The following is an 18,245-nucleotide window of genomic DNA, read 5'->3' on the forward strand; positions in this document are numbered from 1 at the left end:
GCGATCCGGGATATGATCCCGGTGCGGATCACTGTGGAACCGAGGTTCCGGCGGTGTCGCCGGTGCCATCGCGACGGGCTTTGGCCGAGGCCAGCGTGTCGCGCAGTTCGGTTTCCATCTTGCGCAGATCCTCTTCGGCGGCGGCGCGCTTTGCCTTGCCCTCGTCCGCGATCTCGAGGCTTTCCTGAATCGTGCCGATCAGATCGGCATTGGCCTGTTTCACGGCCTCGATGTCGAACACGCCACGCTCCATCTCTTCGCGGATCATCTTGTTGGATTCGCGCAGGTTTTTCGCATTCGAGGTCAACAGTTCATTGGTCAGGTCGTTGGCTTCGCGAACGGCGGTGGCGGCGTCGGCGGACCTTTGGATCGTCACCGCCTGTGCAAGCTGTGTTTCCCAGAGCGGCACGGTGTTGACGAGGGTCGAATTGATCTTGGTGACAAGGCTTTTGTCGTTTTCTTGCACAAGTCTGATCGACGGCAGCGACTGCATTGTGACCTGACGTGTAAGTTTAAGGTCGTGGACGCGGCGTTCCAGATCGTCGCGCGCGGCGCGCAAATCGCGCAGTTCCTGCGCCTTCATAACCTGCTCATCTTCGGGTGCATCATTGACTTCTGCCTCTTTGGCGGGGATGTCCACGCTATCGAGCACGTTGAGCTTTTCCTCGCCCGCGGCGATATAGAGCGCGAGTTCGTCGTAGAATTGCAGGGTCTTTTCGTAGAGCAGGTCAAGCGATTTGATATCCTTGAGCAGCGTATGTTCGTGGCCCAGCAATTGATCGGTGATGCGGTCGATCTGATCCTGCACATCCTCGAAACGGGCGGTGAACTTGGCCATGGGCGCGGCGCGACCCAGAATTTTTTCCCACCATGTCCGCTCGCGCCGGACGTCAAGTTCGGACACCGAGAAACCGCGAATCGTGGTCACGATCGAGCGCAGGCTGTCACCGGCGGGGCCTACATCCTTGTTGCGCACACCCTGAAGCATGGATTGGGAAATCTGCTGCAATTCCGCCTGCGCGGCCGATCCGAACGACACGATGGAATTCGTATCGGACATGTTGATTTCATCCATCCGCCTCTGAATTTCCGCGCTGGTTGGGGCATCGGCCTCTTTCAAGCGGACAACGGCATTCGCCTCCTTGGGTTCGGGCAGGATCATGGCGTTGACTTCTTCGACTTCGGTCAGGGTGGCTTCGGCCTTGGCTCGGGTGGTGTCTGACATCTTGGGGTCCCTCGTATGGTGCGTTGGCGTGTGCGTCAGTTGCGGTTCAGGTGAATGCCTTCGCGTTGCAAACGCTCGCGCAGGACTGTGATTTCAACCTCGAGATCGGCGTTGTTGTCTTCGAGCAGTGTGCGGGTCTTGGCCGAAAAATTCTTTTCGAGATCAGAAAGCAGGGTCAGATAATCCGCTCGGGCTTTGGCATCGCGTGACCGGCTGTAGATATCTGCGAACTTGATCGTCGCGTCGGTGGCCCCTTTGAGATAAACGCTGAGAAAGCGTCGCGCCGCCGTAAGATCGCGGGGGTCGTCCTCGACCGTGCGGAGCATCTCGCGCACGCGGGACTGAAAGCGTTCGACGCGGGTCTCGGCCTCTCTGTCGCCGGCGCGTTCAATGGCCTGTGACATGTTGGCAAGATGCGTTTCGGCCCGGTCCACGGCGCGGGCCACGCGATCCGTCTGATGCAGGTCGACGTTGTCCATCCCCTTGTTGCGAAGCGGGTCGGGGCCGAAGGCGGCGACGTGAAGCGCCCCCCCGGCAATGGCATAGATGATCGGTGCGAAAAGGCCGTCGCCCCCCTGATGCGCCAGCACGGCCAAAGCCGCCCCGACGCCGGTCAGGCCACTGGCCAGTATTTTGCGCGGAAGCGCCGGGCGCCGGGCGATCTTGCGTGCGTGGTACGCCGCTTCTGCGTGCAGGCCGCTTCGCAGAAGCCATGCCGCAAGGCTGAGTGTGCCGGCACCGGCAAGCCCCAAGGCCATTGTAACGGGCCCATCGGTGAGCGTTGTAAAGAGAAGCACCACGGGCGGCAGAAACAGCAGGTTCGCGCGCGCGCCCACCGGATCGACCCGAACCGATGTGGGGGCGGGCGTGTCCTCAGCCCCGGATTGGGCATCAGGGCTGAACTTGCCCCCAAAGCGCCGGGCCATGCTCAGAGCCCCCCCAGCCAGCCCAGCGAAACGCCAAGCAGCAGGATCGCCAGTGCCGCGTAGGCGATTTTTTGAAACGTGGTCGGTGCCATCAATTCTCCCTTACCGGTCGCAAGGGCCCGGCCGCCATCCTGAAGTGCGCGCGTCAGAGCGGACACCAGAATGACGAGGCACGCAAGGACCACGAGCACCAAAATCGCCATAAGCAACAATCTCGCCATCATAACCTCCGGCTTGTAACATAAGCACGTATGGTGTCATGTGCCAGTATCAGGCGGGTCAGTGCCGTGCTCCGGTGCGGCGTTCGGTGTTGAGCTTCCGTGTATAGCCGGACTGGATAATCTCGACCACAACCAGAACGACGACCGAGAAATAGAACGTCGTCTTGGACATCGGCACCACCTCGTAGCCGAAAACGCGCAAGGCCAGTTCGGGATCATGGGCGGCATGCGCCGCGGCCTGACCGGCCTCGCCCAGAAGAACCACACCAACAATCAGCAAGATGAAAAGGCCCAGAACCTCGTACATTCGGTTCTTTTCCAGAAAGCGGGTCACACCATCGGCCAGCACCAGCATCGCAAGGCCCGACAGGATGATGGCGAAGGCCAGAAGGGGGAACACATCGGTGATGGCGAGCGCGGAAAGCACGGAGTCGAACGAAAAGATCAGGTTGGTGATCACGATGAGCATGATCACCTTCCATGCCGATTTGCCCCCTTTGTCGGAAAGATCGGCGTCAAGCTTTTCGATGGTCAGCATGTGCCCGATCTCTTGCACGGCGGTGTGGATGATGAAAATCCCGCCAAAGATGAACACGCAGGTGGCGAAATTGACCCCGCCCGTGAGGATGCCTTCGAAATCGAGGATGAAGAACGGCTCGGACAGCAGGCCGATCAATTCGACCATCGTGAAGAGCAGCACGATCCGCAGCGCGACCGCCAGAACGATCCCCCAGAACCGCACCGACCGTTGTTGCGCGACCGGCGCGCGCTGGGATTCGATCGAGATGTAGAGAAGATTGTCGAAGCCCAGAACCGCCTGAAGAAAGATCAGCATCAGGAGGTTGCCCAGGTTTTCGATTGTGAGAAGGTCGGCCATGTGATCCGCTCCGGGAGTCGTTTACTGTTGCGGACGGTTTAGCCCAGGCTGACGGCCAAGACAAAATGAAACCGTCGAGCCCTATTTTTCCTGTCGCGAGGTGGTGCTATGACGTTCCGGTCATGACGGATCGCAGTTTCATACCCAAGGGGGCGGCCAGCTTCCATGTGGCCTATGAGGGGCCGCCAAAGGACTATTATTTTCTTTTGCTGCCAAAGCTGACCCTGTTGGCCTTCACCGCCGCGGTGGAGCCGTTGCGGATTGCCAACCAGATCAGTGGCAAGGCGCTGTATCGCTGGTTCCTGATGACCGAAGACGGGGGGCCGGTTTCGTGTTCCTGCGGGGTTCATATCACGCCCGACAGCAGTTTTCAGGATGTGCCGCGGCAGGCGGGCGCGTTCGTGTGCGCAGGGATCGAGCCGGTTACAACCGTGTCGCCGCGCGCCGTGGCCTGGATCAGCCGACAGGCGGCGCATGGTTGTGATGTCGGCGGGATCTGTACCGGGGCCTTCGCGCTGGCGCGGGCCGGGGTGATCCGGGGACGACGGTTCACGTTGCATTGGGAAAATCAGCCTGCCTTCCTGGAGATTTTCCACGATCAGACCCCGACCGGTCATCTATATGAAATCGATGACGGGTTGATCACCTGTGGCGGGGGCAGCGCGGCGACGGACATGATGCTGAGCATCATCGAGCGCGATCATGGCAAGAACCTCGCGCTGATTGTCGCGGATATGTGCCTGCATGCCCGCAGCGGGGCGCAAAGCGTGGCGCAGAAATCCGCGTATTCCGCCGCGCTGGGAAGTCGGAACCCGCATCTTATCGCGGCGATCCGCCTGATGCAGGACAACATCGAGACACCGATCGACATCCACGAGATCACCGAGGAGATCGGTATCTCGCGCCGGCAGCTTGAGCGGCTTTTCCGGCAGCACACCTCGGTGTCGCCGATGGATTACTACGTTGATTTGCGCGTGGCGCGCGCCCATGCACTTCTCAATGAGACGACGCTTAGCGTGGGCGAGATCGCGGTCGCCAGCGGTTTCACGGGCACGTCGCAATTGGCCAAGAGGTTTCGGCAACGCTATGGCAAATCGCCCGCGGCCTATCGTCGAACCTGGGAAAACGGGCAGCGATAAAGGCGAAATGCATACAGCGTTCAAACGGTGCGCTGAGGGCCGCGACACCCCATCTCTCGGGCTTTATCGAACGCCGTGGGCCAACTGATAGCGCGTGTCACTTGCGGCGGCGGCGGGGCACGGGCTTTTTGCGGCGGGCCTTGGTGGCGGTGCCGGTCTTGGGCTCTTCGGGTGTTTCTTCCATGCCAAGCTGATCGCGCAGGATCCGGGGGCGGACCTCTTCGACCGCGCCGGATTTCAACTGACCAAGCTGGAAGGGGCCGTAGGAGACCCGGATCAGGCGGTTGACGCTCAGGCCCACGGCCTCCATCGCGCGGCGCACTTCGCGGTTCTTGCCCTCGCGGATCGCGACCGTGACCCACGCATTCGCGCCCTGCTGACGGTCCAGTGTGACTTGCATCGGCTGAAACTGTTCGCCGTCGAGCGTAAGACCCTTGCGCAGCGGTTCGAAGGTGGCGTCCTCGGGCCGCCCGTTGACGCGCACGCGGTAACGCCGAAGCCAGCCCGTCGAAGGCAGTTCCAGCTTGCGCTTGACCCCGCCGTCATTGGTCAGGAGCAAAAGCCCCTCGGAATTGATATCGAGGCGCCCGACGCTCATCACCCGGGGAAGATCGTCGGGGAGTGCGTCGAAAATGGTCTGGCGTCCCTGTTCATCGCGGGTGGTGGTCACAAGGCCCGTTGGCTTGTGATACAGCCACAGGCGCGGCGGCTCGGGCGCCTCGAGCGGGCGGCCATCGACGGTGATGCGGTCGCTGGACGTCACGTTGAGCGCGGCGCGGTCGATGACGCGGCCATTGACGGCGACGCGTCGGGCTTCGATCATGCGCTCGGCTTCGCGGCGGCTGGCGAGGCCCGCGCGCGCGATCACTTTGGCGATACGGTCGCCGGGAGGGGTCTTGTCGGACATGGTCCGGGCTTTAGCCCATCACGCGCGCTTGCGAAAGCGGTGATGACGCGGCAAGGAGGATCATGACGTTCAAAAGCCATATGCAAGAGGCGCTGGCGCAGGCGCATGCCGCGGGCGCACGGGGTGAGGTGCCTGTGGGCGCGGTTCTCGTGTCGCCCGAGGGGCGGGTGCTGGCCGTCGAGGGCAATCGGACGCGCGAATTGAACGATCCGACCGCGCATGCCGAGATGCTGGTGATCCGGGCGGGATCTGCGGCCCTTGGCTCAGAGCGGCTTGGCGGTTGCGTGCTCTATGTCACGCTCGAGCCTTGCGCGATGTGCGCGGGGGCCATCGCGGCGGCGCGGCTGGCGCGGGTGTGTTACGGGGCGGATGACCCGAAATCCGGCGGTGTGGCCCATGGCGCGCGGGTCTTTTCGCATCCGCAATGTCATCATGTGCCCGAGGTGGTCGACGGCATCTCGGCGGATGAGGCGCAAGAGACCCTGAGGGAGTTTTTCAAGGGCCGGCGCGGGAATTGAGTCTTTTGCCTCCGGCGGGGATACTTACCTGCAAGAAGAAGGGCCGGGCCCGCATGCTATTGCGGGTGACGCCCGCATTTGAGCATGATACGCGAGACATATGAGCCAGCTGCCCACCAAAGACGACATCCTGAAATGGATCGAAGATCATCCCGCCGAAACCTCCAAGCGCGACATTGCCCGCGCCTTTGGCATCAAGGGGGCTGCGCGGATCGACCTCAAGCGCCTGCTGAAGGAGCTTGAGGAAGAGGGCCATCTCGAGAAGCGCAAGAAGAGCTATCGTGACCCTGACCGGCTTCCGCCTGTGGCGCTTTTGCGGGTGGGCCAAGCCGATGACGACGGCGACCTTTATGCGCATCCGATGGAATGGCATGGCGAAGGCGAAGCGCCTCTCGTGCTGATCGTGCCCAAGCAGGGCGATCCGGCGCTGGGAGAGGGTGACCGCGTCCTGATGCGTGTGAGCAAGGTCAAGGATGAGGCGCATGACTATGAAGGGCGGCTGATCCGGCGCATCGGAACCAATCCGCGCAGGATATTGGGCATCTTCCGCAAGGGAGCCGAGGGGGGCCGAATTCAGCCCATCGACAAGGGGCAGGACAAGGAATGGGCCGTGCCTTCGGACGCCGAGCAAGGCGCCCGCGATGGTGAATTGGTCGAGGCCGAACAGTCCGGGCCCAAGGGCCGGATGGGCCTGCCACGGGCCCGCATCGTCGGCCGGTTGGGCGATCCGAGCGCGCCGCGTGCGGTGTCGCTTATCGCCATCCATCAGCACGGTATCCCCGACGATTTTCCCGACGAGGTGATCGCCGAGGCCGACGCGATGAAGCCTGCGGGGCTGGGAGATCGTGAGGATCTGCGCGATTTGCCACTGGTCACGATAGATCCGCATGACGCGCGCGACCATGATGACGCCTGTTTCGCCCATGCCGACGACGACCCAAAGAACGCGGACGGGCATGTGATCTGGGTCGCCATTGCGGATGTGGCGCATTACGTGACGCCGGGTTCGGACCTTGACCGCGAGGCGCGCAAGCGGGGCAATTCGAGTTATTTCCCGGACCGGGTTGTGCCGATGCTGCCCGATCGTCTTTCGGGGGATCTGTGCTCACTTCACGAGGGGGTGCCGCGCGCCTGTATCGTGGTGCGCATGCAGGTCGATGCCCATGGCCAGAAAATCGGGCATCGGTTCGTGCGCGGACTCATGCGGTCGCCGGCCTCGCTCAACTATCAGGAGGTGCAGGCGGCGATGGATGGCGCGCCGAATGCGAAATGCGCGCCGCTTCTGGAGGATGTCATCCGCCCGCTTTATGCTGCTTATGAGGCATTGAAGACGGCGCGTTCGGCACGTCAGCCGCTCAACCTTGATCTGCCCGAACGCAAAGTGGTGCTGAGCGATGAGGGCAAGGTGGTGTCGGTCAATTTTGCCGACCGGCTCGATGCGCACAAGCTTATCGAGGAGTTCATGGTGCTGGCCAATGTGGCGGCTGCCGAAACGCTGGTGGCCAAGAAGTCACCGCTTCTGTTCCGGGTGCACGAAGAGCCGCCGCCCGAAAAGCTCGACAGTTTGCGCGAAGTGGCCGAGGCGGCGGGGCTGACACTGGCCAAGGGGCAGGTGATCAAGACAGCGCATCTCAATGCGCTCCTCAAGGGGGCGGCAGACTCGGATCACGCCGAACAGGTCAACATGGCGACCCTGCGCGCGATGACACAGGCCTATTATGCACCGTCGAATTTCGGGCATTTCGGCCTGTCTCTGAGGGCGTATGCGCATTTCACCTCGCCGATCCGGCGCTATGCGGACCTTGTCGTGCATCGGGCGCTCATCTCGGCGCATGGCTGGGGCGACGATGGGCTGAGCCAGCGCGATGTTGAGCGCATGGAGAGCACCGGCCAGCATATTTCCGAGACCGAGCGGCGTTCGATGGTGGCGGAGCGGGACACGAACGACCGGTACCTCGCCGCGTTTCTGAGCGAACGGGTGGGTGAGGAATTTACCGGGCGTATCAGTGGTATCGCGCGGTTCGGGGCGTTTGTCCGGCTGGATGAAACGGGGGCTGATGGCCTTATTCCGATGCGCAACCTTGGACGGGAATATTTTCATTTCGACGCGGATAATGCGACGTTGACCGGTGCCGATAGCGGTCGGGTGATCGGATTGGGCACGCGCGTGACTGTGCGCCTTGCCGAGGCGGCGCCGGTGACCGGGGGAATCGCGCTTGATCTGGTGTCGATCGAGGGCAAGGCCCTGCCGCGCGGCTCGGGGTCGAAGCGCGGCGCCCCGCCCCGGCGCAAGCAGGGAGCGGCGAAGAAGAAGGCAGCCAAGGTGAAGCGTAAGGTGAAGCGAAGCCGGAACTGAGCTAAGTGAAGCGAAGCCGGAACTGAGCTAAGTGAAGCGAAGCCGGAACTGAGCTAAGTGAAGCGAAGCCGCGTTCAGGGCAGGGTAAACCGGCGCGTGCGGCTGTCGATCACAAGGCCATCGCGGATCATGAGGACTGTGCCGGTATAGTCTCCGGCGGGCCATCCGCCATCGGGGCGCCGCTTGCCCGCGCCGCGAAAAAGCTGTGCCTGCGTTTTTTCAAGTTTGGCGTTATGCTGCACGATCCGGCCATCGGGGCCGGTTATGTCGAGCCGAATACTGTCGTCCTTGTATCCGCCGAAGGCCAGCGCCCACAGGACAAGTGCCGCACTTTGGTCCGTGATCTGGTGATCCGCTTTGCCTGCGCGGACGGCGTCGAATTCAGGCAGGCCGGTTGCAAAGCCGATCGCAAGAAGACCGCCGGGCATATAGGCGACATCCCCGGCCCAGAGTGTCGCAGCGGGGCGTGTATCGCACGCGACATGGCCATCGGGCGCGAAGGGGTCGACGATGCGATCATCCTCACGAATGGTCAGATGAAGATGCGGAAACTGCGTGCGCCCCGAAAGACCGACAACCCCCAGCGGGGCGCCTGTCTGCACCGTCTGACCGGGGGTGACGCGCACCGAACCTTGGGCCATGTGGCAGTATTGCGTGCTCCAGCCGCCGGCATGGTCGATGATCAGGCCATTGCCACAGTCGCGCCCTCTGAGCGCGTCGGCGTGATCTTCGTGGTAAAGCGTGTCGGGCATATCGTTGCGGGTGCTGCGCACTGTGCCTGGCGCGGCGGCGCGCACGGCGACATTCCGGTCAAGATCGGCGAGGGTGGGCAAGGCGAAATCGGTGCCCTTGTGCCCATCATAGCTGTGCGGTGCGCAGGTGAAATCATGGGCGCCGGGGCCGGTGTCGTGATCGACATATTGCTGGATGAAACAATCCTGACCCAAGGTGCAGGCAAGGGGCAGGTGGAAGCGGGGGGTTTCGGCCCGAAGCGGAGCCGCCGCGAACAGTGTCGCGGCGGCCAAGGCTTTGATATGGAGCGTCACTCTGCCGTCAGGAGAGGTGGCTTCTTGCCCGAGATCCGTGGCGCATCGGGCCCGTCGAGTTGCAGGTCGATCTTGCCGTCCTTGACGCCGACCTTGACGATCCCGCCCTTGGCGAGCTTGCCAAAGAGAAGTTCCTCGGCCAGAGGCTTCTTGATATGCTCCTGGATCACACGGCCAAGCGGGCGAGCCCCCATTTTGTCGTCATACCCCTTGTCAGCAAGCCATTCTGCGGCATCGCTGGTCAGTTCGATGGTGACCTTGCGGTCAAGAAGCTGTGCCTCAAGCTGAAGGACGAACTTCTCGACAACCTGAAGGATGACCTCCTTGGGCAGCGGTCCGAAGCTGATCACGGCGTCGAGCCGGTTGCGGAATTCGGGGGTGAATGTCCGTTCGATAGCGGCGGTATCCTCGCCCTCGCGGCGGTCGCGTCCGAATCCGATGGCCGACTTGGCCTGTTCGGTGGCGCCCGCGTTCGAGGTCATGATCAGGATCACGTTGCGGAAATCCACCGTCCGGCCGTTATGGTCGGTCAGTTGGCCATGGTCCATCACCTGAAGCAGGATGTTATAGACATCCGGGTGCGCTTTCTCGATCTCGTCAAGGAGAAGCACGCAATGGGGGTGCTGATCCACACCATCGGTGAGCAAGCCGCCCTGATCGAAGCCGACATAGCCCGGAGGCGCGCCGATCAGGCGGGAGACCGCGTGTTTCTCCATGTATTCCGACATGTCGAAACGCAGCATCTCCACGCCAAGCGTATCGGCAAGCTGTTTGGCCACCTCGGTCTTACCGACGCCGGTGGGGCCGGTGAAGAGGTAGTTGCCGATGGGCTTTTCGGGTTCGCGCAGGCCCGCACGTGCCAGTTTGATCGCTGAGCTCAGGGCTTCGATAGCCGGATTCTGGCCGAAAACGACGCGCTTGAGCGAGGCTTCGAGATCCTTGAGAACCTGAGCGTCGTCCTTGCTGACGTTCTTGGGCGGAATGCGGGCGATCTTGGCCACGACCTGTTCGATCTCCTTGGGGCCGATGCTCTTGCGGCGCTTGGAGGCGGCGACGAGATGCTGTGCCGCACCCGCCTCGTCGATGACATCAATGGCCTTGTCGGGGAGCTTGCGGTCATTGATGTAGCGCGAGCTGAGTTCGACGGCGGTCTTGATCGCGTCGTTGGTGTATTTCACCGCATGGTGATCCTCAAAATAGGGTTTGAGACCCTTGAGGATTTTCACGGTATCTTCGACCGTCGGTTCCACCACGTCGATTTTCTGGAACCGGCGGCTGAGGGCGCGGTCTTTTTCGAAATGCTGACGGAATTCCTTGAAGGTGGTGGAGCCCATGCAGCGCAGTTTGCCGCCCTGAAGCGCGGGTTTGAGCAGGTTGGAGGCATCCATCGCGCCGCCCGAGGTGGCCCCGGCACCGATCACGGTGTGAATCTCGTCGATGAAGAGCACCGCATCGCGGTGATTCTCAAGCTCGGTCACGACGGCCTTGAGACGTTCTTCGAAATCGCCGCGATAGCGTGTGCCGGCCAGCAGTGCGCCCATATCGAGCGAATAGATCGTCGTCTTGGACAGGATTTCGGGTGTCTCGCCCTGCACGATCTTGTAGGCCAGCCCTTCGGCGATGGCGGTTTTGCCCACACCGGGATCACCCACGAGAAGCGGGTTGTTCTTGCGGCGGCGGCAGAGCACCTGAATGCAGCGCTCAACCTCGGAGGCGCGTCCGATCAGCGGATCGACATCGCCCGCGCGAGATTTCTGATTGAGGTCCACACAGTATTTGGCCAGCGCGCTTTCGCCCGCCTCGACCTGTTCTGTTCCGTCGCCCATCGTGCCGGTCGCCTCATCCTCGTCGGCGCCTGAGACGGGTCGCGCCTCACCGAAGGCGGGGTCTTTGGCGACACCGTGGGCGATGAAGTTCACCGCGTCATAGCGGGTCATGTCCTGTTCTTGAAGGAAAAAGGCCGCGTTCGATTCGCGTTCGGCAAAGATCGCGACAAGAACGTTGGCGCCCGTCACCTCGGTGCGGCCCGAGCTTTGGACATGGATCGCGGCGCGTTGAATCACGCGCTGAAATGCGGCGGTGGGCACCGCTTCGGAGCCTTCGATATCGGTCACCAGATTGCTGAGATCCTCGTCGATGAAATCGACCAGGGTTCCGCGCAATTCCTCGGTGTCGACGCTGCATGCCTTCATGACACGCGCCGCGTCGAGCTCATCGATCAGCGCCAGAAGCAGATGTTCCAGCGTTGCGAATTCGTGCCGCCGCGCGTTGGCGATGGCCAGCGCAGCGTGGATTGCCTGTTCAAGTGTGTTCGAGAATGAAGGCACTGCTGGTGCTCCTTCTGATCTGGTACCGGCGGGCGTGCTGCCCTCCGACCTTGGCCTCATAAGTTTAAAGTTTGGTCGATATGCCCGCACCTTCAAGGGTTTTTTGTCACAAACCGCTCACTTTTCCTGAAACCGCGTCGATTTTACGAGAGCCGCTCGCTCAGAAGTTGTCCTTGCGGGTGCGGATTTCGGCGAAGACTTCGGCATCGGAGGCGCTGCTCATGCCCAGTTCGGCCTTGAGGCCGGGATCGGACGCGCGCAGGAATGGGTTCGTCGCCAATTCTTCTGACAGGGTCGATGGAACCGTGGGCCGGTTTTCGGTGCGGGCGGCATCAACCGCCTTCGAACGAGATATAAGGTCGGAATTCTGTGGGTCAATGCTAAGCGCGAAACGGGCGTTGGCGGCGGTGTATTCGTGACCGGAGTAGATTTTGGTTTCCGGCGGTAGCGCGGCAAGCTTGGACAGGCTTTTCCACATCTGTTCCATCGTGCCTTCGAACACCCGGCCACAGCCAAGCGCCATCAGGCTGTCGGCGGTGAAGACAACGCCGCTTTGCGGGAAGTGGAAGGCGATATGCCCGACGGTGTGCCCCGAGACGTCGATCACATGCGCGGTTTCGCCGCCGATTGTGAGGGTGTCGCCCTCGGTCACGGAAACGTCGAGGTCGGGCAGGCGGTGTTCATCGGCCTTGGCCCCGATGACGGTGGCCGGGTGCCGTGCAAGAATGCCACTCAGGCCGTCGACATGGTCGGCATGGTGATGGGTGATCAGCACATGACTGAGGGGCCAGCCGCTTTCGTCCAGAGCAGCGAGGATCGGACCGGCCTCGGGGGCGTCGATCAGCGCGGTTTCACCGGTTGCGCTGTCATGGGCCAAGTAGGCATAATTGTCCGAAAGGCAGGGGATGGTCAGGATGTCGAGTGTCATGGCTTTTCCCTTGTCCGCAATAGGTTTAGGATCATGGTGACTGATCCGGGGCGGAGCCGCAATGCATCTTGATGTTCAGGATCTGAGGAATTTCTATTATCGCAGCACGCTTGGGCGCGCGGCCCAAAAGACCCTGCGCGAGGAGATCGCGCAGTTCTGGCCCGAGGCGAAGGGCCAGACTGTGGCCGGGTTCGGCTTTGCGGTGCCGTTCCTGCGCCCGTATCTCAGCGAAGCGCGGCGGGTGGTGGGCCTGATGCCGGCGCCACAGGGGGTGATCGCGTGGCCGCAGGGGATGCCGAATGTGAGCGTTCTGTGTGAAGAGACGCTCTGGCCGCTGGAAACCGGGCATGTGGACAAGCTTCTGGTCGTGCATGCTCTGGAAGTCAGCGATAAGCCTTCCGAGCTGTTGCAGGAGTGTTGCCGAGTGCTGGGGCCGGGGGGCTCGGCGCTTTTCGTGTTGCCGAACCGGGCCGGCCTCTGGTCCCGCACGGATGCGACGCCATTCGGTTACGGCCGCCCCTATAGTCAGGGACAGCTTGAAAATACCCTGAAAGCCGAAGGGTTTGTGCCCGAACGTCATGTCACGACGCTTTATCAGCCACCAAGTGAGCGGGGCGTCTGGCGCAAGACCGCGGGCATGTGGGAGCGGCTGGGCGGGTCGCTCAGGATCATCGGGGCAGGGGGTGTCGTGATGGTCGAGGCCACCAAGCGCGTGCAGGCGCCGCGCGGGCCCGGGGTCAAGGAGCCCGCACGCTCGCCGCTTGAAGTGTTGCAGCCGAAACCGAGCGCGAAGCCGGTGTAGCGAGGGCCTGCGTTCGGTGAGGTTAACGGGATCCGAGCGCGGCGTCCGGGACGTCGGTATTTACGTCGGTATTCACGTATGTATCACGTCGGTGCGCCACTTGTGGCCGCGCACCGGATGAACACAAGGCACGCATGCCCATCAGGAGACCGGCGCAACGAAGCGGATTTGCTCGGTCGTGAGGTCGGGAATCTCGCCCAGTGTCACCTCGAGGTTCGGCGCGCCGGCATAGACGAGGGTCAGCATCGTGGCCCCCAACGGCGAGGGGCCGATGCGGGTCTCATCGGGGGTCGGGGCCTCGATCACCAGCAGGTCTTCGTCAATGTCGAAGTCGGTGATGCTCACATTCGCGGCGCTCGGGCTGCCATCGGCGCCGGTCGCAACCTCGAGGGTGAACGTGTCCGCTCCCGCCCCGCCGGTCAGGTCGGGGGAATTGAACGCATCGGCCGCGACGACCAACGTGTCGTCGCCGGTGCCGCCATCGAGGTCGTTCGAGCCGTTCGCGGTCAGAATGTCGTTTCCGGCCCCGCCGAAGAGGTCGGCGTTGTTGAAGGCGCTCATCGTGTCGTCGCCCGAGCCGCCCCGCGCCTGCGCTTCGGCGTAGGCGCTGAGCACGTCTTCGCCCGCGCCGCCGTGGATGGTCGCCTGATCACCGCCTTCGAGCGTGTCGTCGCCGGATCCGCCGAAGCCCTCGGCCTGATCGTCGGCGATGACGGTGTCGGCGCCGGCCTGCGCATACCCCACCGACATATTGCCGAGCACGAGCCGGTCGTCGCCCTCGTTGCCCTCGACCGTAGCGTTGTCTGAGGCTTCTAGCCTGTCATCGCCCTCGGAGCCGGACCCGTGGGCATTCTCGGAGGCGATGAGTGTGTCATCGCCGCCTTCGCCATCGGCGCTGGCGTCTCATCTGACAACAACGCGGTCGTTGTCCGCGCCGCCAGATCCTTGTGCGTCCTGACCGATGCGCAGCGTATCGTCGCCTTCTCCGCCGAAGGCCCGAGCATCGTCGATTGCCGTCAGGAAATCGTTACCGGAGTTGCCCGCCACGATGGATTGATCCTGGCCGATCAATCGGTCGTCGCTCGGTCCGCCCTGGCCAATCGATGTATCGTAGGTGGGTATGTAGTCATTGCCTCCACCGCCATCGGCGCGGGCCTCATCGAAGGTCCAGAGGGTATCGTCGCCCTCTCCGCCGAAACCCCGTGCCCGGTCGGTCAGGTTCATTTGATCATCGCCGTCGCCGCCGCGCACGGTATCATCGCCGTCGCCTGAGAGCGTATCGTCGCCGGAGGTGCCCTCGATAAGGTCCGTGCTGACCTCTTCGCCGCCGGTGTCGTCGCCGCCATCATCGCCGCCGTCTGCACCGTCGCCCGTGTTTGCGGTATCGTCATCATCGCTGCCGAAGACATCGAAGGCCGCCGAGCCGAACACGAGTGCGAGCGCCCCCAAAAGCAGGAATTCCATGAGATTACCCCCAAGGTGATCGTGAATAATCTAGTAACGGTTTTATGTGCGATGGATGTCAAGCTTGGGCGCAAGACTGTTGCCGCATTGGACGCATTGGCGGTCAGTCAGGTGAACTGGCGTGAGAAGAAGGGGGCTGTGTATCATGCACCGCGATTACACGCGTCACAGGTGTATCGTTGGCCATCCGGCGGGCGCGCGGCGCGGTGGGCTGCGTGGCGATAGCGTTAACGAATTCGGTCGCGCGCCACGAATCCTGTAGGTGAAACGCGAGATTTTTGTAAAACATTTGGCGCGCAAAGCGTCGCACTGAGGTTAAGCCTTTGAAAAAAAAAGAATAGCTTCGCTATTGGCTTGGTGCATGGTAGCTTGCCCGCTGTGGATTGCTCTGCTAGACCCACGCCGGATCACAGTGAATTGAGCCAATAAAGGCTCGCCAACGCCCCCGGCGCGGCGCTGACCGCGGCAAACCGGGGCCAACTGTCGGAAGGGTGGACGTGTCGGAAACAGCTTCGATTTCCTCCGGTATCGCAGAGCGCTATGCGACGGCCATTTTTGAACTTGCGCAGGACGGCAGTTCCCTGCCCAAGCTGGAGGCGGGCGTCGAGGCGCTGGCCGAGGCTTTGGACGCGAGTGAAGATTTCAGAGAAATGATCGCCTCACCGGTGATCAGCCGCGCCGAGCAAGGCGCCGCGATAGATGCGCTGTCAAAAAAGATGAAGCTGCCTGCCGAGCTATCCAAGGGATTGGCTCTGATGGCCGAAAAGCGCCGTCTTTTCACGCTGCCGCAGCTTGTCGGAAATCTGCGCGCGAAGATCGCCAAACATAAGGGCGAGGTCACTGCCGATGTCACCAGCGCCAAGGCGCTGACCAAGACGCAGTCGGAAAAACTTGCCAAGACGCTCAAGTCCACGGTGGGCAAGGACGTCCGTATAAATGCGACCGTTGATGAAAGCCTCATTGGCGGTCTTGTCGTAAAAGTGGGCTCGAAGATGATCGATACCTCGATCCGCTCGCGTCTCAATTCTCTCCAGAATGCAATGAAAGAGGTCGGATAAATGGGTATCCAAGCTGCAGAGATTTCTGCGATCCTGAAGGACCAGATCAAGAACTTCGGCGAAGATGCCGAAGTCGCCGAGGTGGGCCGGGTTCTGTCAGTCGGGGACGGGATCGCACGCGTTCACGGTCTGGACAACGTGCAGGCCGGCGAACTGGTCGAGTTCCCCGGCGCCATCATGGGCATGGCGCTGAACCTTGAGGCCGATAACGTCGGTATCGTGATCTTCGGGTCGGACCGGGACATCAAGGAAGGCGACACCGTCAAGCGCACCAAGTCCATCGTGGACGTGCCGATCGGTGACGAGCTGCTTGGTCGTGTCGTGGACGGCCTTGGCAACCCGCTTGACGGCAAGGGCCCGATCAAGACGAAAAACCGTGGCCTTGCCGATGTGAAGGCCCCCGGCATCATCCCGCGTAAATCGGTGCATGAGCCGATGGCGACCGGCATGAAGGCGATCGACTCGATGATCCCGATCGGTCGTGGCCAGCGTGAGCTTATCATTGGTGACCGTCAGACCGGCAAGACCGCCGTGGCGCTTGATACGATGCTTAACCAGAAGACCTATAACGAAGCCGCCGGTGACGACGAGAGCAAGAAACTCTATTGCGTCTATGTCGCCATCGGCCAAAAGCGCTCAACCGTTGCGCAGCTTGTGAAAAAGCTCGAAGAGAACGGCGCGATGGAATACTCCATCGTCGTGGCCGCCACCGCGTCGGACCCCGCGCCGATGCAATTCCTCGCGCCCTATTCGGCCACCGCCATGGCCGAGCATTTCCGCGACAATGGCCGTCACGCGCTGATCGTTTACGATGATCTCAGCAAACAGGCCGTGGCCTATCGCCAGATGTCGCTTCTGCTGCGCCGCCCGCCGGGCCGCGAAGCTTATCCGGGTGACGTGTTCTATCTTCACTCTCGCCTTCTGGAGCGGTCTGCCAAGCTCAACGAAGACAATGGTGCAGGCTCGCTTACCGCGCTGCCGATCATTGAAACCCAAGGCGGCGACGTGTCGGCGTTTATTCCGACGAACGTGATCTCGATCACCGACGGTCAGATCTTCCTTGAAACCGAGCTTTTCTATCAGGGTATCCGTCCGGCTGTGAACACCGGTCTTTCGGTGAGCCGCGTTGGCTCCTCGGCGCAGACGAATGCGATGAAAACGGTCGCGGGCCCGGTCAAGCTGAGCCTTGCGCAGTATCGTGAGATGGCGGCCTTCGCACAGTTCGGCTCGGACCTCGATGCCGCGACACAACGTCTTCTGAGCCGTGGTGCGCGTCTGACCGAGCTGATGAAACAGCCGCAATATTCGCCGCTGACCAATGCGGAAATCGTGTGTGTCATCTATGCAGGCACCAACGGCTATCTTGACGATATCGCGGTGGATCAGGTCGGGCGCTTCGAGGAAGGTCTGCTCAACCATATGCGCAACGCCAAGAAGGATGTGCTCGACTGGATTACCAACGAGGACCCCAAGATCAAGGGCGACGCCGAGGATAAGCTGAAAGCCGCGATCGACGAATTCGCCAGAGATTTCTCCTAAGGCCCAAAGAAAGGACGAAGGCACATGCCAAGTCTCAAGGACCTGAAAAACAGGATTGCTTCGGTCAAATCGACCCGCAAGATCACCAAGGCCATGCAGATGGTGGCCGCCGCGAAACTGCGGCGGGCCCAGGATGCGGCGGAACAATCGCGCCCCTACACGGAGCGGTTCAACGCGGTGATGGCCAAACTGGCCGCGTCGGTCGGGGATAGCGAAAGCGCGCCCCGCCTTCTGCGCGGCACCGGCAAGGATGATGTTCACCTGCTGGTCGTGATGACCGCCGAGCGGGGCCTCTGCGGGGGCTTCAACGGCAACATCGCCAAGTTGGCGCGGGCCGAGGTCGGGCGTCTTGTGGGTGAGGGCAAGACCGTGAAGATCATCACGGTGGGCAAGAAGGGCCGCGACGCGATGAAGCGTTACGTGGGCGAGCACTTCATCCACCACGTCGATCTGACCGAGGTCAAATACGTGGGCTATGCCGACGCGCAGGCCATCGCCGCGGATATTCTCGACCGTTTCGACGCGGGCGAGTTCGATGTGGCGAAGATCTTCTTCTCGCGCTTCGAGAACGTGGTGAGCCAGATCCCGACCATGCAGCAGGTGATCCCGGCGGACGTGCCCGAAGCGGACGCGGACGAGGTCGAAAGCGACGCGGTCTATGACTATGAGCCGAGCGAGGAAGCGATCCTCGAACAGCTTTTGCCACGCGCGGTGGCCACGGCGATTTTCTCGGCGCTTCTGGAAAACGGGGCGTCCGAACAGGGCGCGCGAATGTCCGCAATGGACAACGCGACGCGCAACGCCGGCGAGATGATCGACAAGCTGACGATCGAATACAATCGATCCCGTCAGGCCGTCATCACCAACGAGCTTATTGAAATCATTTCGGGCGCCGAGGCGCTCTAACGAACC

General features: G+C 62.0%; 17 protein-coding genes. 7 read left to right on the top strand and 10 right to left on the bottom strand.

Annotated elements, in window-relative coordinates; translation table 11 throughout:
- Positions 1-28 precede the first annotated feature (28 nt).
- From V8359_RS15040 to V8359_RS15055, 4 genes are read right to left on the bottom strand one after another with little or no spacing between them, the layout of a single operon-like run.
- A complete protein-coding gene (locus V8359_RS15040) occupies positions 29-1,225 on the bottom strand; it encodes a toxic anion resistance protein (protein WP_336429861.1) in 1,197 nt (398 codons plus the stop codon).
- Positions 1,226-1,260: 35 nt separating this feature from the next.
- Positions 1,261-2,151 (bottom strand): 5-bromo-4-chloroindolyl phosphate hydrolysis family protein, encoded by an 891-nt coding sequence (locus V8359_RS15045; protein ID WP_336429862.1) that lies wholly within the window; start codon positions 2,149-2,151, stop codon positions 1,261-1,263.
- A gap of 2 nt (positions 2,152-2,153) precedes the next feature.
- Complete coding sequence (locus tag V8359_RS15050) at positions 2,154-2,372, bottom strand: hypothetical protein (protein WP_336429863.1); 219 nt, start codon at positions 2,370-2,372, stop codon at positions 2,154-2,156.
- A gap of 58 nt (positions 2,373-2,430) precedes the next feature.
- Positions 2,431-3,249 (bottom strand): TerC family protein, encoded by an 819-nt coding sequence (locus V8359_RS15055; RefSeq protein WP_336429864.1) that lies wholly within the window; start codon positions 3,247-3,249, stop codon positions 2,431-2,433.
- A 122-nt stretch (positions 3,250-3,371) separates the two neighbouring features.
- Here V8359_RS15055 and V8359_RS15060 point away from each other — a divergent pair, with 122 nt between their 5' ends.
- Entirely contained in the window at positions 3,372-4,388 is a 1,017-nt protein-coding gene (locus tag V8359_RS15060; RefSeq protein WP_336429865.1) for a GlxA family transcriptional regulator, read from the top strand.
- 97 nt (positions 4,389-4,485) lie between these two features.
- Here the strand turns inward: V8359_RS15060 and V8359_RS15065 are convergent, their stop codons facing one another.
- Positions 4,486-5,295 (bottom strand): pseudouridine synthase, encoded by an 810-nt coding sequence (locus V8359_RS15065; RefSeq protein WP_336429866.1) that lies wholly within the window; start codon positions 5,293-5,295, stop codon positions 4,486-4,488.
- A 62-nt stretch (positions 5,296-5,357) separates the two neighbouring features.
- Between V8359_RS15065 and V8359_RS15070 the strand changes: the two genes are divergently transcribed.
- Positions 5,358-5,813 carry a nucleoside deaminase gene (locus tag V8359_RS15070; protein ID WP_336429867.1) on the top strand — a complete coding sequence of 152 codons (456 nt, stop codon included), beginning with the start codon at positions 5,358-5,360 and terminating at the stop codon, positions 5,811-5,813.
- Positions 5,814-5,913: 100 nt separating this feature from the next.
- Positions 5,914-8,169: a ribonuclease R gene (rnr, locus tag V8359_RS15075; RefSeq protein WP_336429869.1), complete on the top strand. Its 2,256-nt coding sequence runs from the start codon at positions 5,914-5,916 to the stop codon at positions 8,167-8,169.
- Positions 8,170-8,243: 74 nt separating this feature from the next.
- On the opposite strand, the gene V8359_RS15080 is transcribed toward rnr, so the two are convergent.
- From V8359_RS15080 to gloB, 3 genes are all read right to left on the bottom strand, one after another.
- Positions 8,244-9,215: a M23 family metallopeptidase gene (locus tag V8359_RS15080; RefSeq protein ID WP_336429870.1), complete on the bottom strand. Its 972-nt coding sequence runs from the start codon at positions 9,213-9,215 to the stop codon at positions 8,244-8,246.
- The gene (clpA, locus tag V8359_RS15085) at positions 9,212-11,542 is read right to left on the bottom strand and encodes an ATP-dependent Clp protease ATP-binding subunit ClpA (protein WP_336429871.1); all 2,331 of its coding nucleotides are present in this window, start codon (positions 11,540-11,542) and stop codon (positions 9,212-9,214) included. Before clpA ends, V8359_RS15080 begins: the two co-directional genes overlap by 4 nt.
- Positions 11,543-11,702: 160 nt before the next feature.
- Positions 11,703-12,470: a hydroxyacylglutathione hydrolase gene (gene gloB / locus V8359_RS15090; RefSeq protein ID WP_336429872.1), complete on the bottom strand. Its 768-nt coding sequence runs from the start codon at positions 12,468-12,470 to the stop codon at positions 11,703-11,705.
- A gap of 61 nt (positions 12,471-12,531) precedes the next feature.
- Here gloB and V8359_RS15095 point away from each other — a divergent pair, with 61 nt between their 5' ends.
- Positions 12,532-13,272 carry a class I SAM-dependent methyltransferase gene (locus V8359_RS15095; RefSeq protein WP_336429873.1) on the top strand — a complete coding sequence of 247 codons (741 nt, stop codon included), beginning with the start codon at positions 12,532-12,534 and terminating at the stop codon, positions 13,270-13,272.
- Between the two features lie 141 nt (positions 13,273-13,413).
- Here the strand turns inward: V8359_RS15095 and V8359_RS15100 are convergent, their stop codons facing one another.
- Together V8359_RS15100 and V8359_RS15105 are read right to left on the bottom strand one after the other, a co-directional pair.
- Entirely contained in the window at positions 13,414-14,022 is a 609-nt protein-coding gene (locus tag V8359_RS15100) for a hypothetical protein (protein WP_336429874.1), read from the bottom strand.
- A gap of 153 nt (positions 14,023-14,175) precedes the next feature.
- Positions 14,176-14,736: a calcium-binding protein gene (locus V8359_RS15105; RefSeq protein ID WP_336429875.1), complete on the bottom strand. Its 561-nt coding sequence runs from the start codon at positions 14,734-14,736 to the stop codon at positions 14,176-14,178.
- A gap of 491 nt (positions 14,737-15,227) precedes the next feature.
- Here V8359_RS15105 and V8359_RS15110 point away from each other — a divergent pair, with 491 nt between their 5' ends.
- The 3 genes from V8359_RS15110 to V8359_RS15120 are packed head-to-tail and all read left to right on the top strand — an operon-like array spanning position 15,228 to position 18,239.
- Positions 15,228-15,794 (top strand): F0F1 ATP synthase subunit delta, encoded by a 567-nt coding sequence (locus V8359_RS15110; protein WP_336429876.1) that lies wholly within the window; start codon positions 15,228-15,230, stop codon positions 15,792-15,794.
- Positions 15,795-17,333: a F0F1 ATP synthase subunit alpha gene (gene atpA, locus V8359_RS15115; RefSeq protein WP_336429877.1), complete on the top strand. Its 1,539-nt coding sequence runs from the start codon at positions 15,795-15,797 to the stop codon at positions 17,331-17,333.
- A 24-nt stretch (positions 17,334-17,357) separates the two neighbouring features.
- A complete protein-coding gene (locus tag V8359_RS15120) occupies positions 17,358-18,239 on the top strand; it encodes a F0F1 ATP synthase subunit gamma (RefSeq protein WP_336429878.1) in 882 nt (293 codons plus the stop codon).
- The last annotated feature ends 6 nt before the right edge of the window (positions 18,240-18,245 follow it).

This window comes from Roseovarius sp. E0-M6 (genome assembly GCF_037083845.1).
Lineage (GTDB): Bacteria > Pseudomonadota > Alphaproteobacteria > Rhodobacterales > Rhodobacteraceae > Roseovarius.